This window comes from Limnochorda pilosa (assembly GCF_001544015.1).
Lineage (GTDB): Bacteria > Bacillota > Limnochordia > Limnochordales > Limnochordaceae > Limnochorda > Limnochorda pilosa.
Map to the genome: position 1 here is coordinate 411,269 of NZ_AP014924.1, position 16,620 is coordinate 427,888.

Genomic DNA, 16,620 nt, shown 5'->3' on the forward strand with positions numbered 1-16,620 from the left:
GGACGCAGGGAACGCTACCGGTTACACTGGGATCATGAACCATTCGCCGGCCGCGGTAACCGAAGCGCTGTACCTGACCCAGGTGGAGACGCCCCTGGGCCCCATGGTGGCCGGAGCCACCGCGCAGGGTCTCTGCCTGCTGGAGTTCGGAAGCGAGCACGAGGTGGAGGAGCAGGCTGGCAGGGTGCAACAGCTCTTCGGCGCGCCCCCGGTGGAAGGTCCCAACCCCCACCTCGAGACCCTGCAGGAGGAGCTGGCCCGGTACTTTGCCGGCCAGCTCCGCGAGTTCTCGCTGCCGCTCGTCTACTCCGGTACCCCGTTTCAGCGCCAGGTCTGGGACCAGCTTCGACGGATCCCCTATGGCGAGACGCGTTCCTACGAGGACATCGCCATCGCAGTGAGGAACCCGAAGGCGGTACGGGCCGTCGGGCGCGCGAACGGCCTCAACCCCATCGCCATCGTCATTCCCTGCCACCGGGTGGTCAACAAGAGCGGCCGGCTGGGTGGGTACGGAGGTGGGCTGGGACGCAAGGAGTACCTCCTCCGCTTGGAGCGGTCAACCCTCAGCTGAGTGGGTGCGGGCCATGCTCAGGAATGTGGGGCCCCCAGCACGTGGGAACCGCTCCCCGGCGCCGTCGGGGTTTTTTCCCCTCACAGCCCCGAAGGCCTGCCGGGCGGTGCCCGCCGCCACCTGAAGGCGCCTCGAGAAGTGTGAACCTTACTCCTTTACCCCTCCCAGCGTCAACCCCCTGACCAGGTATTTCTGGATGACGGCCGTGAGTAGCAGGATCGGCGCCACGGCCATCACGCTTGCGGACATCATGTATCCCCACAGCAGGCCGCGCTGAGTGTCCCAGGAAAGCATGCTCACGGGGAGGGTCCTGGCCTGCTGGCTCGTCAGGATCAGGGAGAGCGGAAACTCGTTCCACGAGAAGATGAGGCACATGATGAACGTGGCGAAGAGCCCCGGCGCCTCCAGGGGAAGCACGATCCGAAGAAATGCTCCGAGTCGGGAACTCCCGTCCACCATGGCGGCTTCCTCGAGCTCGATCGGGATCTCCCGGATGTAGCTAAGCTGGAGCCAGACCGCGATAGGAAGGTTGACCGTGAGGAGCACGATGGCCAGGCCCACCCGCGTATCGTACAGGCCCGAGCGGATCGCCATCAGGTAGAAGGGGACCACGACGGCGATGGGCGGAATCATCCGCAGCGACAGGATCCACAGGAGGAGGTGGTTGGAGGCGCGAATGCGGAAGCGCGTGAACGCATAGGCGGCCATCGCCCCGATCAGCACGCTGAAACCGGCGGAGGAAAGGCTCACGGCGGCGCTGTTCAGCATGTACTTCAGGTACTCACTTCGCTGGAGCACGTAAGCGTAGTTCTCGAGGGTGGGCTGGAAGACCCACTTGGGCGGGTACGTGAAGATGTCCTTGTGGAGCTTCAAGGACGTCAGCACGGTCCAGGCCAAAGGCAGCAGGAAGACGGACGTGAGCCCGATGAGCACCACGAGGAGCATTGTCTCTCGGTAGTTCCGGCCGCGGGCCGTCAGGGACGTCAGTTTCATCGCTCAGACCTTCCCCGTCAGTTGATTCCCGATGAGCCTGAGGTAGGCGTTCGCCAGCGTCACGCCGATGATGAGCAAGACCATGCCCATCGCGGCGGCATAACCCAGATCGCCGAACTTGAAGCCGGCCACTTGGAGGTAGATGCTCAGGCTTTCGCTGCTGGTGCCGGGTCCGCCTCGGGTCATGGAGTGGATGATATCGAAAATGCGAAGCCCATCGACGGTGCGGAAGAGGAGGGCGACCAGGAACTGATTTCGTAGCAACGGCAGGGTCACATGCCTGAACGTGGCCCAGGGGCTGGCGCCGTCCACCCGCGCCGCCTCGTAGACGCTCAATGGCAGCGACTGCAGCCCGGCCAGGAGGACGATCATGACGAATGGCGTCCACTCCCAGATGTCGACGAGGGCCAGTGCAGGTACGACCGTACTCGGGTTCGCGGTCAGGTTGAAGCCCGGGAAGACATGCAAGAGCCTCATGAAGTACGAGATCAGGCCGTAGTCCTCCCGAAACATGTACTGAAACATGTAGCCCACGACCACCGGCGTCGTCACCACTGGAAGGAGGAGGAACGGCAGGAAATACTTGCGGTGCCGCGACGCGTTGAGGAGCAGTGCAAAGAGGAGCCCGAGTGCCAGTTGCGCCGGGATGGTGTACACCAGGAACGCCAGGGTGATCCTCAAAGACTCCCAAAACCGCGGGTCCTGCAAGAGGCGCCCGTAGTTCGACAGGCCCACGAAGGACTGCAAAGGCGAGCCCAGGCGGTACGAGGTAAAGCTGATGTAGATCTGGTACAACGCCGGGTACAGGTTGACGACGATCAGGATGAGCAGCACCGGTGCCACGAGGACCATACCGGTCGAAGCCTGGGATCGTCGGGTGAACCGTTCCAGCGCGGTTCGAAGGGCTCGGTGTTCAAGATGCATCCTGTGTTCTCCCCTGACGCCGTGATGGCTTTCTCGCACCACTCTCAGCAGGCACTTCCAGTGCTCCTGGGAAGGGGCAGCCCCAGGCGGGCTGCCCCTTCGGCTCCCTCATCGAGAGAGGGATTCGGCGACACGCTGTGCCTGGTCCAGGGCCTCCCTGGGAGAGAGCTGACCCAGGATGGCCTTGGAGATGGCGTTCCCCAGCGCGTCCTCGATCTGCTGCCAGTTCGGGATGACGGGCACGGTTCGCACGTGGGCGAGTTCCTCCGCAACCACGCCGTAATTCGGGTACTCCTCGCCGAACGTGCGAAGCACGGAGAGCCGCGGGTGGATGCCATGCTTGACGAAGGTGCTCGTGACCTCGGGGTCGTTGCCGAGGAAGAAGGTGAGCACCTTGAACGCCTCGTCCTTGTGACGGGAGTACTTACTGATGCCCCAGCTCCAGGCGCCCAGCAGGGGGATGCCTTCACCTGAGGGTCCAGCCGGTACCGGCGCGAAGCGCACCTGGTCGTGGAGATCCGTGTACCCGGGATCCAGAAGGGCGCCGGCGTTGTCGCCGTCCATCAGCATGATTCCGATGTCACCGGCTCCGAAGGCGCTGGTCACCTGGTCCGTTCCCATGTTGATGGCTTCCGATGGGGAGTACTTGTAGAGATCCACATAGTACTCCAGGGCCGCGACCGCCTCGGGGGAGTTGAACGTGGGCCGGCCCTCCGTGTCCACGTAGTACCCGCCGAAGCTGAAGAGGTACGGCCCCCACGCGTAGACGTTGCCGCCGGCGCCGCCCTTGATGCCGATCACCGAGGTTCCGTGCATGCCGGGAAGGGCGTCCAGCGCTTCGACCACCTGGCGGTACTCCTGGAAGGTGGTGGGGACGTCCATGCCGATGCGCTCCATCAGATCCTCGCGATAGACCATCACCTGGGGGAAATACATGTAGGGAAGGGCGTAGAGCTCGCCGTCGTACGACCCCACCCCCGCCAGGACCTCGGGGTTGAAGTCGTCGAGGTTGAACGCGTCTCGGTCGATGAGGTCTTCACGCTGGAAGTAGGGACCAAGCGGTTCCAGGAAGCCGCTCAGCACGTATTCACCAAAGAAGGACGTGCTCTGCATCACGAGGTCGTAGTTGCCGCGGCGCGCCATGAAGTCCAGGATCTGCATGTGGTAGATGTCCGTCCACGGGATCTCGACGACGTTCACGTCGATGTCCGGGTACCGCTCCTCGAAGATCGGTTCGATGGCCCGGGCGGCGTTGGCATTCGGACCCACAGTGACCGCAACATTGACCGTCACCTTCGCCGCCTCGACACTACCGGGCGCGAGAGCGACCCCCATGAGTACGGTCACTGCGAGGGTCAAGCTCGTAATGGCACGGGACAGTCTCACGACGTGCACCTCCTGAAAGGCGATTGAAGTGCCCTGCCAGTTCAGCCCAACGTGTGATGCCCGACTATGCCGTCTCGATGGCTTGGAGCCTGTCGGCTCCCTGCGGTTCTCACCTCCTCTTCCTTGTCGACGGGGTTCATCGGGGAAGAAGCCCAGAGCGTCAGGTTGCGGTACACCTCGTCGTCAAGGACGCGGCCGAGCTGGCGGAGGGCGATCATGACGGCTCCCGCCACGGGCTCGACCTCCGGAACGACAACCTGGACCCCGGGCACGCGCTCGCGCATCCCCTCCATCACGGCCGAGCGAACAAGGTCTGAGCAGAAGACACCACCGACCAGTACGACCCGGGCGTCCGCCCCCGTAAGGCCGAGTCGCCCAAGCCCGGTACTGGCGGCGCGAATCAGCTCGCCCGCGGCCCGCTTCAGAATCGATCGGGCCAGGCGATCCCCCTGGACCGCCGCCTCGTCCACGACCAGGGCGAGGCTCGCGATCAACCGCTGGGGAGTACTGTAGGAATGGATCATGGGCAGCAGGTTGCGGACCGAGTCGACACCGTACCGGCGGCAGAGAAGATCTCCCATGAGGGTGAACTCACCCCTGCCGTCCTCGGCCTGTAGCGCGGCTGCGAGCCCACTCCGACCGATGTCGAAGGCACTGCCTTCGTCTCCCCCCAGGTAGCCCCATCCGCCCACGCGGACCTCGTTGCCCCGGGCGTCGTGCCCTGCGACGATGGATCCCGTCCCGGCCACGATCACCACACCAGGGGCACCTCGTGTGCCGCTGTAGAGCGCGATGATCGCGTCGTTGACCAGCACCCGTTGAACCCCGGCCGGGAGCAAATCATCCAAGATCCGGTCGTAGGCGCGCCGATCATGGTCGGTGTCGAGGCCGCCTGCTCCCATGGCGATCGCACCCACCGCTTCGATCTTCGTCCCGGCCTTCCTGACCGTGCCTTCGATGACGGCCCGCAGAACCCGGCGAACCCCATCCTCCCCGACGTTCTGGAGGTTGGAAGGTCCTCCATCGCAGGAGCCGAGCAGGTTTCCACGGGCGTCCACGAGGACTGCCCGAGTCTTTGTCCCGCCTCCGTCCACACCGAGGACCAACTGCACGCGTGCTTCATCTCCCGCCCAATGGATGGATGCCCCAGTGCCCTGTGGCTGCGCCTGCTCGAGACCAAGCGTCAGTAGCGGCCGACGACCTGCTGGATGCGCTCCCTGGCCTCTGGGGTGGGGATCACGTCCCAGTCGAAGGTGACCATGGTCCCCGCGTGGTTGAAGAGGCCCACCACCTCAGGGCTCCCGGTGGATATGCCCGCGACCACCGCCACGTGGGAACGGGTCATCTGCATCTGCGTGCGGAAGCCGAAAACCACCGAGTCGCCGATGCGGCAGCGGGAGATGTCCTCCAGCGCACCGTGGTAGTCGATGATCTGCTTCTTGGGGACTGAACGGACGACGTTCTGAAGCGCCTCGTCTCCAGTGCGGCCGACGAAGGCGCTGGAGACGAAAGACGGATCGTAGATGTCGGACCAGAACCCGCCTCCGAACGTGTAGGCCTGTTGATTGACGAAGTGGCTGACTTCGGTGAGGTAGACATAGGCCGGCAACTCGGGCAGTGAATCCTTGAAGGCATGATTCGGGGTCGTGCCGAGCAGCCCGTGCCCCGGCTCGACGTGCGTGGCGCCATGCTCGGCGAGGATAGGGAAGGTTTGGCTCGAAGTGTTTCCCGGGGCGTTGATCTGCTTCACGTCGATCCCCATCTCGCGCATCCTTTGGGCGGCCCGCACGATCGTGTGGAAGTTCGGGGTCGGCTCCACGGGAATGTCGGCGGTCGGGTTGTAACGCATGCAGGGGAAGGAGGTAACACCCGCGATGGACACGTTGGGCAGGGCTCGAATGCGGCGGACGGCGTCGTCAAGATCCTGTTCGAGGATACCTCCTTCCTGTCCCTCGAAGAAGAGGTCCTTGGGTCCGACGACGCGCAGCAAGAGGTCCTGGTGCCTCCCCAAAGCCTTCGCCTTTGCCGAGATCACCTCTGCCGCGTCCACGCTGTAGATGGTGATGACGTCCGGTTCCGCCCTGAGGGCGAACTCGACGTCGCAGCGCGGGATCTGGTTGAGGTGGCCTATGTGCCCGATGGGGACGCCGTACCGGTGCATGATCTTGGCACCCTGGATGTCGACGGCCACGGTCTTGTACAGCCCACGCTTGATGGCGACCAGGCTGACCATCGGGTTCCGAGCGTTCTGCTTGGTCATGACGTAGGTCGTAAGCCCATGCTTCCGTGCCGCTGCGGCGAGGATGTCCGCGTTGTGCGCAATGGTGTCCAGGTCGAAGACCCAGGTATTGGGGGGGAGCTTCCCGGCTTGGTGGAGGTCTACGGCAGCTCTGACCAGACCAGGGTTCCTCTGTTGGATGGCATTGAGGAACATAATTAAAGAGCCTCCCTAACCTTGATGCCATCGATAGGCTTGAGCGATGATGAAGTTGCGCTCAGGAGACAATTGACTTCCATGCCATGCGATGGCTATACTACACATATATAGTACAACTGACTAACCAACGTGTCAAGGCCATGCACCTACGCTACATGATCTAGGAGGGACGTGAGGGACGGCATGCCCGGAAGGCCCGCCACCCAGGCCACGCTCCACCAGATGAACCGCGCGGCGGTCGTCAGGCTCATCCGCCAGCACGGACCTGTGTCGCGCGTCCAGTTGTCGCGCCTGGCACGCCTGAGCAAGCCAACCGTTTCCGCCGTTGTCACCGAGCTCCTTCAGGAGGGGCTCGTCCGCGAGATCGGACCGGGGGCGTCCGCCATGGGTCGGAAGCCTATCCTGGTCGAATTCGCGTCGGACTCCGGGGTCGTCGTGGGCGTCGACCTGGGGGTCACCAAGATTCGCTGCATGGTCGCCGACCTTGACGGAACCATCCTTCGCTCGACGCACCACGACCTCGAGTCGGTCGATGCCGAGGCAGTCCTTGGCTCGCTCGTCTCCTGCATCGGCGACGCTCTACAAGGCGACCACGCGCGGCTGCGAACCATCGTGGTCGGCGTACCGGGCGTCCACGAACCGCGATCAGGTCGGGTGCGCCTGTCACCCAACCTGCCGCGCTGGGGCGATATCGCGGTGCTCTCGCCCCTCGAGAGGGCGTTCCAGGTACCGGTCATCCTCGAAAACGACGTCAACCTTGCAGCCATAGGCGAGTGGAGCTACGGGTCGGCCCGGGGCTTTCAGAACAGCATCTACGTCAACCTGGGCGCTGGGTTGGGCGCGGGCATCATCCTCGACGGGCGTCTCTACCGAGGTGCGAACGGCGCATCGGGGGAGATCGGATTCGTTCTCCTGGACGATCCCTCGACCGCTCCCCTGGACATGGCTCAGGGCCAGCTCGAAGGACGGGCCGGGGGCGTTGCCATGCGTGAGAGGGCGCTGGCGTTGCTCAGGGAGCCAGGCAGCGAGGGTTCGAAGCTGGCCAGTCTGGACTCCGGCGAGCTCTCGGCCAAGGCGGTCTTTGACGCGGCTCGGGAAGGCGACGCCCTCGCCGCCAGCGTGGTGCAGGACGTGGCGTCCCGCCTCACGCGGGCGCTGGTCTCCATGTGCGTGCTCTTCGATCCGGAGATTCTCGTCCTGGGCGGAGGGTTGACCCGCGCGGGAGACATCCTTTTGCGACCCATTACAGAGGGGCTCAGGCTCTATTGCCCTTATCCTCCGCAGGTCACCTTGTCCGAGCTGGAGGGGGACGCCGAGGTGCGCGGAGCCATCGCCGTCGCGGTCCAACATGTCGCGCGGGTGATCGAGGAGCCGGTGGACTGACCACAGGTGACGTCGAGGAGGTACCGAGCCACTCGCTCAGGCCGTTGGAGACGAAACCGAAGCCGACGCCCACCCGACCCACCCCCGACCCCGTCGCGAGAGGGAAGCTGCCTCTTCTAGGATCCCGCCCTGCGGAGACTTGACAGGACCTGCCAGCAAAGATAGCATGGGCTTGAGCCATGTTGTCGGATGTCCAACATCTAACCTCCCGGAAGCGCTGCTTCATGGTCGGAGGAGGATGACGGCGTGGAGCCGATACTGGGTGCACTCGTCTCCCGCAAGGAGCAGGTCACCGACCTCCTGCGTGCCTATGTGGCCCAGATGCCAAGCGGGGAGAGACTTCCGTCAGAGCCGGAGCTCGCCCGCCGCCTCGGGGTCAGTCGAGGTACGCTTCGCGAGGCGGTGAGCGCGCTGGAGGCGGGCGGGCTGCTCTTGCGGCGGCACGGGATCGGCACGTTCGTCGTGAAGAGGCGCGCCGAAGTCCAGAGCGGGCTTGAGCGCCTCCGCGGGATTCCGAACATCATCCGATCGGATGGGCGTACCCCAGGCGTCTCCAACCAATCGGTGACCCGTATCCAGGTCCCCGGCTCCGTCGGAGAGCACCTTCGGCTGCCCGAAGGTGCGGAGGCGATCCTGGTCACTCAAACGTACCTGGCTGACCGAATCCCCGTGGTCCACGCCCTGACCTACATACCGCCCATGAGGGAACTGGGCGAAGTGTTCGCGTATCTTGAGCAGGCCTGCCGGCGGCCAGAACCCATCGTCCTCTTCGATGTCCTGGAGGCACAGTTCGGGCAACCGGTCCGGTACGCCGTCGCAGACGTTGCGGCCGTCGGCGCAACTGCTCCGATGAGCACCGCCCTTCACGTGGAGGAAGGGTGTCCTTTGCTCCTCCTCGAGGAGACGCACTACACGGCGGATGACGTTCCGGTCCTTCATTCGCTGGACTATCTCCGCTCCGACGCGTTCCGCATGTTCGTCATCAGGGAGCGGAAGGCTCCGCTCGCTGCCCCGCGGCCGAAGGATCGAATGCGCGCGTCGACGGTCGTGTCGCAGGCGTCTCGCACCGTCGTCGCTGGAGAGAGTACCTCGGTTGATACGCCGGCCGGAGCCATGGAAGGGGAGACCCAGCATGGAACATGAGCATATCGCAGATCGCGTCGACTACCGCCTCCCGACTGGGTTGGAGGGCACGTTGCAGTACCACATCCAATGTCGGCCCGGGGACGTGGCTTCCATCGCCATCGTTCCGGGAGACCAGGGCAGGGTTCCCAAGTTCGTGCAGCACCTGGAGCGTGTGCGAGAGGTTGCCAACAACCGAGGGTTGATCTCCTACACCGGCCTGTACCACGGAGTGCCCGTCACCGTGACCTCCACTGGGATGGGGGGCCCCTCAGCGGCCATCGTCTATGAAGAACTGGCCAACCTCGGTGTCAGGGTCCTGATTCGTGTGGGCAGCGTGGCCGGATTACAGCCGGAGGTCGCGGAAGGGGAGAACGTCATTCCCTATGCATGCATCCGTGATGACGGTGCCACGGCCTACTACGTTCCGGAGAACTATCCTGCCGTCGCCTCGCCTCGCGTCTTCCAGGCTCTGACCACCGCAGCCGAGGAGGCCGCGTTCACCTTTCACACGGGCATCAACTGGAGCCACTCGGCCTTCTACCACCGAAACCCTGAATACTATCAGCGATGGGCCCGGAAGCGGGTCGTCAGCATGGAGATGGAGGCAGCGGCCCTCTTCGTGATCGCAGCCCTGCGAGGCGTCGAAGCGGGCTTCATCGGTACGTGCTACGCCAACCGGGCTGAGCAATCTCGCGGCGATGCGGTGGATCTTTCGGTCGAATCGCCGCAGAGGGAGGTGATTCAGGAAGGGGTGGAACGCAGCATCATCATCGCGCTGAATGCGGCGGAATCGCTTGGGACGAGGCTGTGAGCGAACACCCGTTTGATTTGCAGCATCGTGGGAGGTGCGGCTGGCATGAAACGCGGTACGTGGCGGGATTTGCTCTTAGCGACTCTCTGTATCATGGCCATTACCCTGTCGGCAGCCGGCGTCGCCGCTTCGGGTATCACGGTCGTGAGCGAGTTCGGCATCCATACCGAGGCCTGGAAAACACGAGTGGCTGCGTTCACCGAGGAAACCGCGATCACTGTGAACGTCATCCAGTACCCATACGCCAACTACCTGGACCAGCTCACCCTGAACTTCACGGGCGGAAGGCCCAACTTCGACGTGGCCTACATCTCCGGTCTCTGGTATCCGTCCTTTGCCACCGCCGGGTACATAACTCCGCTGGACCAACTCTTCGATGACCCAGCAGATCTGGCGGACATACCGGGGCTCGACCTCGCAAGGCAGAGAGACCACATCTGGATCGCACCCTACATGAACGAGATCGGTGGAATCGCCTATCGAAGGGATCTCTTCGAGGATCCCGTGGAGAAGGCGAGGTTCCAAGAACGTTACGGGTACGAGTTGCGACCGCCGCAGACCCTCCGGGAGTACAGAGACGTTGCAGAGTTCTTCCACCGGCCTCCTGATCTCTACGGAGTAACCCTCATGGGCCGCCGGAGCATCTTCCTCGCCACGCACTTCATGAACCGTCTTTGGGCACGAGGTGGCACCATCCTCGACGAGGAGCTGCGGCCGGCGTTCGATGGACCTGACGGCGTGGCGGCGCTGGAAGAGACGAAGGCCATGTTCCAGTTCGCCAACCCTGCGGCACGAAACTACGATTTCCAGGAGGCCTTGACCGAGTTCGAGGGAGGCCGAAGCGCCATGGCTGAGCTGTGGACCACCGGCCTCCTCTACGCCGACGATCCCTCTGTGTCGACGGTGGTGGGAAAGGCCTCCTTCGCGCGGTTTCCGCAGGATGCTTCCGCCGTAGGACAGCGACTTCCCGCTCTGTACATCTTCTGGGGCTTCGCCGTGTCGTCGGCCAGTCCCAAGAAGGATGCAGCGTTCAAGTTCGTGGAGTTCATGACGCGGGCGGACCAGCAGGCGCTGGCGGCGCCAGGCCGAAACATCCCGTCTCGCCTCTCGGCCCTGGATAGCCCTCGGCTCCGATCCCTCCACCCATGGTTGGCCCCATTCCAGGATGTGCTGAGGAACGTGGTGCCTACACCTTTGGTGCCGCTGATTCCTGAGGGAAACATCATCATGAACGAGTACCTGGTTCCCGAGATCTCCGCCTACATCGCGGGCGAGAAGCCGGCCAAGCAGGCGCTCGATGACGCGGCCGGCCGGGTGGAACGCCTTCTCCGCGAGAACGGCTACTACGACTGACAGGTGCCCACCGCGATCACGGTGGGGCACGTGGATCGAAGCAGGGGGGCGGTCCGCTCGAGGGCGGACCGCCCCACGATGGAGGCCACGCCCATGAACGAAATGGCCAGGCTGGGCAGCGGCGGGAAGACCGTGGGCGGTTTGCTCGGTCACGCTCGGAAGCAAGCCGGGTGGGCCTACCTTTCTCCTGCCGTATTCTACCTTGCTCTCTTCTTCCTCGTGCCGCTGCTGTACGCATTGGCCCTTTCCCTCTTTCGCTGGAGCCTTCTGCGTCCGGACCTCGGAGTTCGATTCGTGTGGCTGTCGAACTTCCGGCGCCTCCTCTTCGAACCGGCCGTCTGGCAAGCCCTGGGCCGGACGCTCTACTTCGTCGCCGGCAGCGTTGGAATCGAGGTGGTGGCAGGACTGGTCCTTGCCCTCGCCCTGAACCGCGACTCGTTTGGATCGCGGGTGATCATCTCCATCCTCCTCATCCCGTTCATGGTGGCCCCGGTCGTCGTGGGATTCACGTGGCGGTTCTTGCTGAACAGCGACTTCGGGCCGCTTTCCACCCTCTTCCAGTCCGTCGGGCTGCACTTCCTGCTCAACCCTCCGGTCCTCGCGAACTCGGATCTGATCATGCCGGTGCTGATCGGGGTCGATGTGTGGCAGTTCACGCCGTTCGTCTTGCTGGTTCTCCTGGCAGGCCTGCGGGCCATGTCCAGGGAGCCCTTCGAAGCCGCCATCGTGGACGGTGCTTCGGCGTTTCAGGGATTCCGCTACGTGACGCTTCCCTTGCTGCGTCCGACCCTGCTCGTTGCCGTCGTGATCCGCACCCTGACGGCATTGAGGGTCTTCGATACGGTCTTTGTCATGACGGGCGGCGGTCCCGGGTCATCCAGCGAGGTGGTCTCGTACTATGGGTACCGGATGGCCTTCCAGTCCTACGACGTCGGCTTTGCTGCAGCCGTTGGCGTTCTCACCCTGCTCCTCTCGCTGCTGTTCACTCAGCTCTACGTGCGGGTCATCGGATGGGGGGACGAGGGATGAGGCTGCGAACGATGCTCCAGAGCTTCGCTCGTGTGCTGATCGTCACCATGGCTTTGGTCTGGACGCTTTATCCACTCATGTGGATCGTGCTCTCCTCCTTCAAGCCTGCCTCGGAGCAGTTCATGATACCGCCCCGTTGGACTCCGTCCCAATGGTCTCTGGAGAACTACGCCCGCTTCTTCTCGAACGCTGAGTTCGTCCGTAGCCTCCTGAACTCCATGGTAGTGACGGCCACGGCCGTAGGCATCTCTCTCCTGGTAGGCGTTCCCGCGGCGTACGGCCTCTCCCGCTTTACCTTCCGCGGGAAGCATCAAGTGACCGTGGGTGTTCTGCTGGCCCGGATGACGCCACCTATCGTCCTGGTTCTTCCCGTCTTCCTCATCGCGCGTCGCCTGGGTGTCATCGGCACCTACTTCGTACTGATCACGGTCATGGCCGTCTTCGCGATCCCCTTCGCGGTCTGGATGCTGCGGGGCTTCTTTGCCGAGATCCCGAAGGAACTCGAGGAGGCTGCCATGGTCGATGGATGCTCACGGCTCGCCGCGATCGCCCGCGTCACGCTTCCCCTCACCGCACCGGGGATGGCGGCGACGAGCGTCCTCAACAGCCTCATCGTCTGGAACGAGTTCCTCTTCATCCTGGTCCTGAGCTCTCCCGCCACACGCACGCTCACCGTCCTGGTCAACACCTTTGTCAGCGAGAAGGTGGTCGACTGGGGGACCATGAGCGCAGCGGCCGTGATCACCGCTCTCCCGCTCGTCATCGTCGGGCTCGCCTCTCAGAGACATCTGGTAAGGGGCCTCACGATGGGGAGCATCAAGTGAGTGGTCCGCAGGCGGAGTCTGGCCGAGTACGATCTGGTTTGCCTCTGTCTATTGTCCAGCTGCCATGCAGCTCGAGGCAGCGGCCCAGGCGCTCGCCGCCGAAACCCAGGACGCCCGCGAAGGCCTCAAGGCCTTTCTCGAGGGCCGGCGGCCCGAGTTCCCGGGCGGGTAGGTCCTCCCTCCATGGGGCATGACCGAGTCGAGGGAACGGGACCCGTGCCGCCTTGAGGCGAAGAGGATTCGCGATCAATACAGCGAAGCTACCCGACAACACGGAGAGTTGCGCCTTCCGAAGCCACAGACGGATCGGGCGACGCGGCGCCGCAATGGCCGCGGGGCCTATCCAACCCTCGGAGGTGACCGAGCGATGCGTGCGACGAGCAAGAGAAAGCTTCGGTCTCTTGTCGCTGCTTGCGCTGTTCTGACCCTGGCAGTTCCCCTGCTCGGATGGAGTCCCACCCTGGCCCAGGGGGCTCAGCCCCCCAAGTCGGTCCGGATCATGGCGCCCGCCAGCCCGGGCGGCGGGTGGGACCAGACCGCCCGCTTCACCCAGACGGTCCTGCGGGAGGAGGGGATCGTCCCGGGGACGGTCGAGGTCTTCAACGTACCCGGCGCCGGCGGCACCATCGGGCTGGCCCGGCTGGCCAGCACCGAGCGGGGCTCGGGTGACCTCCTGATGATCACCGGCCTGGTGATGGTGGGTGCCATCTTGACCAACCAGTCCGCCGTCACCCTCGCTCAGACGACGCCCATCGCCCGCCTCACCGCGGAGTACGAGGTGATCGCCGTCCCGGCCAATTCCCCGTTCCAGACCCTCGACGACCTGATCGATGCCTTCCGGGCCAATCCCGGCGCCATCTCGTGGGCCGGCGGCTCCGCGGGCGGGGTCGATCACATCCTGGTAGGCCTGCTGGCCAAGGAGGCGGGCGTCGATCCGGACCAGATCAACTACATCCCCTTCTCGGGCGGCGGCGAGGCGCTGGCCGCCATCCTGGGCGGGCACGTCTCCGCCGGGGTGACGGGGTACGGCGAGTGGGCCGGTCAGATCGAAGCCGGTGCCCTCCGGGCCCTGGCGGTCTCGTCCGCCGAGCGCATCGAGGGCGTCGACGTGCCGACCCTGATGGAGCAGGGCATCGAGCTCGAGATCGCCAACTGGAGGGGCGTGGTGGCGCCTCCGGGGATCTCGGCCCAGGCGCGGGCCTCGCTCGTCGCAGCCCTCGACCGGATGCACGCGACCAAGCGCTGGCAGCAGATCCTGGCGGACCACAACTGGAACGACTTCTACCTGTCGGGCGACGCCTTCGCCAAGTACCTGACGGCGGAGAACGAGCGGGTCGAAGGGGTCCTCCGGGAGATCGGGCTGGTCCATTGAGCGAGGTGCGCGAGTTGCCGGATCCTCTCCAACCTGGGGAAGGGCCCGCCGCCGCCCGGGGAGGGGGCGGCGGGCCGCCTCGCGGCCCGGCGGCGCCGGAGGGAGGAGGGGCGTCGATGTCGGCGAGCTCCTCCTCGCCTTGGGCGTCCTCGCCCTGGCCGTCTTCTTCCTGGGCGGCGCCCTGAAGATCCGGGTCTCCCCCAGCTACGCCCACATCGGGCCACGCTTCTTTCCCTTCCTGGTCTCGGGCGGGCTGGCCGCCTGTGGCCTGCCGCTCCTGGCTCAGGCGCTCCGGGACCGGTCTGGGCCAGCTCAGGAGGGCGGGGCCTCGGGGCGCGGGGCCGCGGTGAACTGGGGCGCCATCGCCGTCATCGGCGTCGCCCTGCTCCTGCAGCTCCTCCTCATCGAGCGGGCAGGCTTCGTGCTCGCCTCGGCGGCCCTCTTCTGGGGCGTCGCCTTCAGTTTCGGAAGCCGGCGGTACGTGCGGGACGGGCTGATCGGGCTCCTGCTCGCCCTGGCCGTCTACCTTGCGTTCACGCGTCTCCTGGACCTGAACCTGCCCGGCGGGATCCTCACCACCATCCTGGGGCGCGCGACAGGGGGATCGTAGCTTGGAGACCCTTGGCCTCCTCCTCGACGGATTCGCCGTAGCCCTCTCACTCCAGAACCTACTCTGGGCGCTGGTCGGGGTCACCCTGGGCACCATCGTCGGCATCCTCCCCGGCATCGGACCTGCCCTCACCGTGGCGCTCCTGCTGCCGGTCACCTTCCGGCTCGATCCCGTCGGGTCGTTCATCATGTTCGCGGGGATCTACTACGGCGGCATGTACGGCGGCTCGACCACCTCCATCCTGCTCAACACCCCGGGGGAGAGCGCCTCCATCATCACGGCGCTGGAGGGGAACCGGATGGCCCGACGGGGCCGGGGCGGGGCGGCGCTGGCCACGGCCGCCATCGGCTCCTTCGTGGCCGGGACCCTGGCCACCGTCGGGCTCACCTTCATCGCGCCGGTGATGGTGAGCGTGGCCCTCCGGTTCGGGCCCGCCGACTACTTCGCCCTGATGCTCCTCGCCTTCACCACGGTCACGTCGCTCCTGGGCTCCTCCATGGTGCGGGGCATGACGAGCCTCTTCTTCGGGCTGGCCCTGGGGCTGGTGGGGATCGACCTGCAGACGGGCCAGGCCCGCTACACCCTGGGGATGCTCGAGATGCTGGACGGGATCGACGTCGTCATCGTGGCGGTGGGACTCTTCGCGGTGGGCGAGGCCTTCTACGTGGCCTCGAGGCGCCGGCAGGACGACCCGGAGATCATCGCCGTCCGCGGCTCCGTCTGGATGAGCCGGGAGGAGTGGCGCCGCTCGTGGCGGCCCTGGCTGCGGGGCGGCCTCCTGGGCTTCCCCCTGGGCGCCCTTCCGGCGGGCGGCGCCGAGATCCCCACCTTCCTCAGCTACTCGCTGGAGCGGCGGCTGAGCAGGCAGAAGGACGAGTTCGGGAAGGGCGCGATCGAGGGGGTGGCCGGACCCGAGGCGGCCAACAACGCGGCGGCCGCCGGCGTGCTGGTGCCGCTCCTCACCCTGGGGCTCCCCACCTCGTCCACCGCCGCCATCATGCTGGCCGCCTTCCAGCAGTTCGGGCTGCAGCCGGGGCCGCTCCTCTTCCAGACGGCTCCGGACCTGGTCTGGGGGCTGATCGCCAGCCTCTACGTCGGGAACGCCATGCTCCTGGTGCTGAACCTTCCCCTGGTGGGGATGTGGGTGCGCCTCCTCACCATCCCCCAGCCCCTGCTCTACGGGGGGATCCTCGTCTTCGCCACCCTCGGCACCTACAGCCTCAACCACTCGGTGGTCGACCTGCTGACCCTCTACGCCATCGGCCTCGCGGGCTTCCTCATGCGGCGGTTCGACATCCCGGTGGCCCCCGCCGTCATCGGCCTGATCCTGGGTCCCATGGCCGAGCAGCAGCTCCGCCGCGCGCTCGCCATCAGCCAGGGAGACTACACCGTCTTCTTCACCCGGCCCATCTCGGCGACGCTGCTGGCGATCGCACTGGTGGCCCTGGTGGGGCCGCTGGTGGCGAGGGTGGTGAGGGCGCGGGGCCGTGTCGAGAACGAATCTGGCGCGGTCTAGAACTGCAGGGCATTGCACGCGGGGAAGCGTAACGAGGAGAAGCCAGTCAAGCACCCAAACCGCTGTTGACGACCGCAGCGATCAGCAGTACATCCACATGGCACGTGAAGGAGTCCCTGGCAGCACGTCGAATACCCGGCAGCATGTGGAAGAATGGCTCGCAGTATCGCTGTATCGGCGCCGTCCATGCGCCCGACCACTCCATGAACATGGCCCCATGAGCATGTAACAACAGACGACCGTCCGAGCTCACGGCAGGTGAGCGATAGCCCTGGATTCCTGCGTC

Annotated in this window: 15 protein-coding genes; 10 read left to right on the forward strand and 5 right to left on the reverse strand. The window is 65.2% G+C overall.

All coding sequences use genetic code 11. The features are described from left to right. The first annotated feature begins 34 nt into the window (after positions 1–34). Entirely contained in the window at positions 35–571 is a 537-nt protein-coding gene (locus LIP_RS01885) for a methylated-DNA--[protein]-cysteine S-methyltransferase (RefSeq protein ID WP_068133593.1), read from the forward strand. 147 nt (positions 572–718) lie between these two features. Here the strand turns inward: LIP_RS01885 and LIP_RS01890 are convergent, their stop codons facing one another. From LIP_RS01890 to LIP_RS01910, 5 genes are all read right to left on the reverse strand, one after another. Then, positions 719–1,564 (reverse strand): carbohydrate ABC transporter permease, encoded by an 846-nt coding sequence (locus LIP_RS01890; protein ID WP_068133596.1) that lies wholly within the window; start codon positions 1,562–1,564, stop codon positions 719–721. Between the two features lie 3 nt (positions 1,565–1,567). Then, complete coding sequence (locus tag LIP_RS01895) at positions 1,568–2,488, reverse strand: carbohydrate ABC transporter permease (protein ID WP_082725724.1); 921 nt, start codon at positions 2,486–2,488, stop codon at positions 1,568–1,570. Between the two features lie 108 nt (positions 2,489–2,596). Beyond that, entirely contained in the window at positions 2,597–3,874 is a 1,278-nt protein-coding gene (locus LIP_RS01900) for an ABC transporter substrate-binding protein (RefSeq protein ID WP_082725725.1), read from the reverse strand. Between the two features lie 41 nt (positions 3,875–3,915). Then, entirely contained in the window at positions 3,916–4,986 is a 1,071-nt protein-coding gene (locus tag LIP_RS01905) for an N-acetylglucosamine kinase (RefSeq protein WP_158509521.1), read from the reverse strand. A 71-nt stretch (positions 4,987–5,057) separates the two neighbouring features. Next, positions 5,058–6,308: an alanine racemase gene (locus tag LIP_RS01910; RefSeq protein ID WP_068133608.1), complete on the reverse strand. Its 1,251-nt coding sequence runs from the start codon at positions 6,306–6,308 to the stop codon at positions 5,058–5,060. 174 nt (positions 6,309–6,482) lie between these two features. Between LIP_RS01910 and LIP_RS01915 the strand changes: the two genes are divergently transcribed. The 9 genes from LIP_RS01915 (at position 6,483) to LIP_RS01955 (ending at position 16,334) form a co-directional block, all read left to right on the forward strand. After that, positions 6,483–7,694 carry an ROK family transcriptional regulator gene (locus LIP_RS01915; protein ID WP_144440281.1) on the forward strand — a complete coding sequence of 404 codons (1,212 nt, stop codon included), beginning with the start codon at positions 6,483–6,485 and terminating at the stop codon, positions 7,692–7,694. 246 nt (positions 7,695–7,940) lie between these two features. Beyond that, entirely contained in the window at positions 7,941–8,837 is an 897-nt protein-coding gene (locus tag LIP_RS01920) for a GntR family transcriptional regulator (RefSeq protein ID WP_068133611.1), read from the forward strand. After that, positions 8,827–9,630 carry a nucleoside phosphorylase gene (locus tag LIP_RS01925; RefSeq protein WP_068133615.1) on the forward strand — a complete coding sequence of 268 codons (804 nt, stop codon included), beginning with the start codon at positions 8,827–8,829 and terminating at the stop codon, positions 9,628–9,630. Before LIP_RS01920 ends, LIP_RS01925 begins: the two co-directional genes overlap by 11 nt. Before the next feature lie 27 nt (positions 9,631–9,657). Continuing rightward, complete coding sequence (locus tag LIP_RS01930) at positions 9,658–10,983, forward strand: ABC transporter substrate-binding protein (RefSeq protein ID WP_144440283.1); 1,326 nt, start codon at positions 9,658–9,660, stop codon at positions 10,981–10,983. 93 nt (positions 10,984–11,076) lie between these two features. Beyond that, on the forward strand, positions 11,077–12,012 hold the full coding sequence (locus LIP_RS01935; protein ID WP_198409647.1) for a carbohydrate ABC transporter permease: 936 nt from the start codon (positions 11,077–11,079) through the stop codon (positions 12,010–12,012). Then, positions 12,009–12,836: a carbohydrate ABC transporter permease gene (locus LIP_RS01940; RefSeq protein WP_068133621.1), complete on the forward strand. Its 828-nt coding sequence runs from the start codon at positions 12,009–12,011 to the stop codon at positions 12,834–12,836. The genes LIP_RS01935 and LIP_RS01940 overlap by 4 nt, the downstream gene beginning before the upstream one ends. A gap of 367 nt (positions 12,837–13,203) precedes the next feature. Then, positions 13,204–14,208: a Bug family tripartite tricarboxylate transporter substrate binding protein gene (locus tag LIP_RS01945; RefSeq protein WP_068133622.1), complete on the forward strand. Its 1,005-nt coding sequence runs from the start codon at positions 13,204–13,206 to the stop codon at positions 14,206–14,208. Positions 14,209–14,347: 139 nt separating this feature from the next. Further along, positions 14,348–14,818 (forward strand): tripartite tricarboxylate transporter TctB family protein, encoded by a 471-nt coding sequence (locus tag LIP_RS01950; protein ID WP_068133626.1) that lies wholly within the window; start codon positions 14,348–14,350, stop codon positions 14,816–14,818. 1 nt (position 14,819) lies between these two features. Continuing rightward, positions 14,820–16,334: a tripartite tricarboxylate transporter permease gene (locus tag LIP_RS01955; RefSeq protein WP_068133629.1), complete on the forward strand. Its 1,515-nt coding sequence runs from the start codon at positions 14,820–14,822 to the stop codon at positions 16,332–16,334. The last annotated feature ends 286 nt before the right edge of the window (positions 16,335–16,620 follow it).

Excerpts from the sequence above, each read along its gene's own strand:
- LIP_RS01885 (WP_068133593.1), top strand. The coding sequence starts at position 35 with ATGAACCATTCGCCGGCCGCGGTAACCGAAGCGCTGTACCTGACCCAG.
- LIP_RS01890 (WP_068133596.1), bottom strand. The coding sequence starts at position 1,564 with ATGAAACTGACGTCCCTGACGGCCCGCGGCCGGAACTACCGAGAGACA.
- LIP_RS01895 (WP_082725724.1), bottom strand. The coding sequence starts at position 2,488 with ATGCATCTTGAACACCGAGCCCTTCGAACCGCGCTGGAACGGTTCACC.
- LIP_RS01910 (WP_068133608.1), bottom strand. The coding sequence starts at position 6,308 with ATGTTCCTCAATGCCATCCAACAGAGGAACCCTGGTCTGGTCAGAGCT.
- LIP_RS01925 (WP_068133615.1), top strand. The coding sequence starts at position 8,827 with ATGGAACATGAGCATATCGCAGATCGCGTCGACTACCGCCTCCCGACT.
- LIP_RS01935 (WP_198409647.1), top strand. The coding sequence starts at position 11,077 with ATGAACGAAATGGCCAGGCTGGGCAGCGGCGGGAAGACCGTGGGCGGT.
- LIP_RS01940 (WP_068133621.1), top strand. The coding sequence starts at position 12,009 with ATGAGGCTGCGAACGATGCTCCAGAGCTTCGCTCGTGTGCTGATCGTC.
- LIP_RS01945 (WP_068133622.1), top strand. The coding sequence starts at position 13,204 with ATGCGTGCGACGAGCAAGAGAAAGCTTCGGTCTCTTGTCGCTGCTTGC.